The organism is Selenomonas sp. oral taxon 126 (assembly GCF_001683335.1).
Lineage (GTDB): Bacteria > Bacillota > Negativicutes > Selenomonadales > Selenomonadaceae > Centipeda.
This window is the reverse complement of record NZ_CP016201.1, coordinates 2,811,498-2,813,673: the sequence shown is the minus strand read 5'-3', so window position 1 is coordinate 2,813,673 and position 2,176 is coordinate 2,811,498. Positions and strand designations below refer to the sequence as shown.

At 52.1% G+C, this 2,176-nt stretch carries 1 protein-coding gene and 1 pseudogene; both read left to right on the top strand.

From position 1 onward, the window contains the following. Positions 1–215, top strand: a pseudogene (locus AXF19_RS16085) (hypothetical protein); the annotation flags it as partial. 490 nt (positions 216–705) lie between these two features. Beyond that, positions 706–2,106, top strand: coding sequence for a group II intron reverse transcriptase/maturase (gene ltrA, locus AXF19_RS16080; RefSeq protein ID WP_066844842.1), 1,401 nt, complete (start codon positions 706–708; stop codon positions 2,104–2,106). Positions 2,107–2,176: the final 70 nt, after the last annotated feature.

Below are 2,176 nucleotides of genomic sequence, written 5' to 3'. Positions count from 1 at the left end.
GGAAGCAATGGAAGAAGCCGAGGACGAAGATTCGTAATTTATGCAAGTTGGGAGTTCCCCTTGAAACAGCCTACAAAGCAGGAAACTGCCGGAGAGGTTGTTGGTGGACAAGCAACACGGTGGCGGTCAAGATGGCAATGACAAAAGAAAGACTGATACGCTTCGGCTTTTATGATTTAGCCGAGGCATATCAGTCTGTACACGCAACCTATTGAAACCGCCGTGTACCGAACGGTACGCACGGTGGTGTGAGAGGACGGCGGCTAATCACCGTCTCCTACTCGATGTGCGCCTGGCGGCGCACGTTTCTAACCGATGAAAGATCGGAGTCTGCCCGGTAGCGGGAAAGACATAGCCAAAGACAAGGGTGTTCGTCGCGAGGCGAAATCTGAAGGAAGTCGGCGGCAAACCTCCGGCCTGACGAACAGGAACCGCATAGGAGGCTATCGTTGGGGATAAGGCCGCGATCCAGGTTGAAGTCCCAAAGCTACACGGAACCAACGGTGGTAAATGCGGCAGGTAGATGGAGGGAAAGAAACGTGTGGTACCCGGGGAGGTCTGCATAAAACGCTCGGAAAAGGGCAACCACAGCCGCAAGGCTGTGCTGAATATGCAGAAGTCAGCAGAGGCCATAGTAGCCGAGAGGTGAAGGGTCGAATCAGTAGGAGTATCCAAGTACAACCGGGAAAGGAGGAGCGACTGGAAATGGCAGAAAACCGGAAAGAAAAGGGCTGCCCGCAAAAGGATCGTGCGGAACACGAAGAATATGCGGGAGCGTCAAGGTCGTTCCGTCGGATATGGGAGGAAAGGAACCGTGTACAGCCGGAGCTCTTGGAGAAGATACTGAGCAGGGAGAACCTGAACAGAGCTTTCAAGAGAGTGAAGGCAAACAAAGGAGCCGCGGGAGTCGATGGCATGACCATCGAAGAAACGCAGGCACACTTGAAAGAAGGAAACCATGCGAAAGCACTAGTGGAACGAATCCTGCGGGGAAAATATACCCCGCAGCCGGTGCGAAGCGTTGGAATCCCGAAGCCGGACGGAGGAGAGAGGAAACTCGGCATTCCCACCGTCATAGACCGTACCATACAACAGGCAATCGCGCAGCAGCTCGTAGGAATCTATGAGCCGCTGTTCGCCGAAGGAAGCTATGGGTACCGACCGGGAAGAAGTGCCAAAGACGCCATACGAAAGGTGAAAGAATACGCAGAGCAGGGCTACACCTATGCGGTAGCGCTGGACTTATCCAAGTATTTTGACACCCTGAACCACGAAATTCTGCTTCAGTTACTGAGGAAGGACATAAAAGATGAGCGAGTCATCCAGCTCATCAAGAGATACCTCAAAAGCGGAATCATGGAAAAAGGCGTAGTCCGAGAGAGAGAAGAAGGCTCCCCTCAGGGAGGGAATTTATCGCCCCTGTTAGCCAACATCTATCTCAACGAATTTGACCAAGAATATGCGAAAAGGGGAGTCCCGTGCATACGGTACGCGGACGATATCGTACTGCTCGCCAAGAGCAGGCGAGCTGCGCAGCGAATCTTGGTCAAGAGCACGGCCTATCTTGAGGGAAAACTGAAGCTGAAAGTCAACCAAGAGAAAAGCAGAACGGTCAGCGTGTTCGCAACGAAGCAATTCAAATATCTCGGATTCACGCTGGGGAAAAACGGAAGCGGCGTATATGTACGAGTCCACCCGCAAGCGTGGAAGAAGATGAAAGCCAAATGCAAAGAACTAGTGTCCCGGAGGAGGGTGCAGAAACTGCCGACCTCTCTGGACAAGATAAAAGAATATATGCGAGGCTGGTTGAACTACTACGGGATAGCGAGCATGAAGAATCGCATAGACGAATTGAACCAATGGCTGTACCATCGCGTAAGGATGTGTATCTGGAAGCAATGGAAGAAGCCGAGGACGAAGATTCGTAATTTATGCAAGTTGGGAGTTCCCCTTGAAACAGCCTACAAAGCAGGAAACTGCCGGAGAGGTTGTTGGTGGACAAGCAACACGGTGGCGGTCAAGATGGCAATGACAAAAGAAAGACTGATACGCTTCGGCTTTTATGATTTAGCCGAGGCATATCAGTCTGTACACGCAACCTATTGAAACCGCCGTGTACCGAACGGTACGCACGGTGGTGTGAGAGGACGGCGGCTAATCACCGTCTCCTACTCGA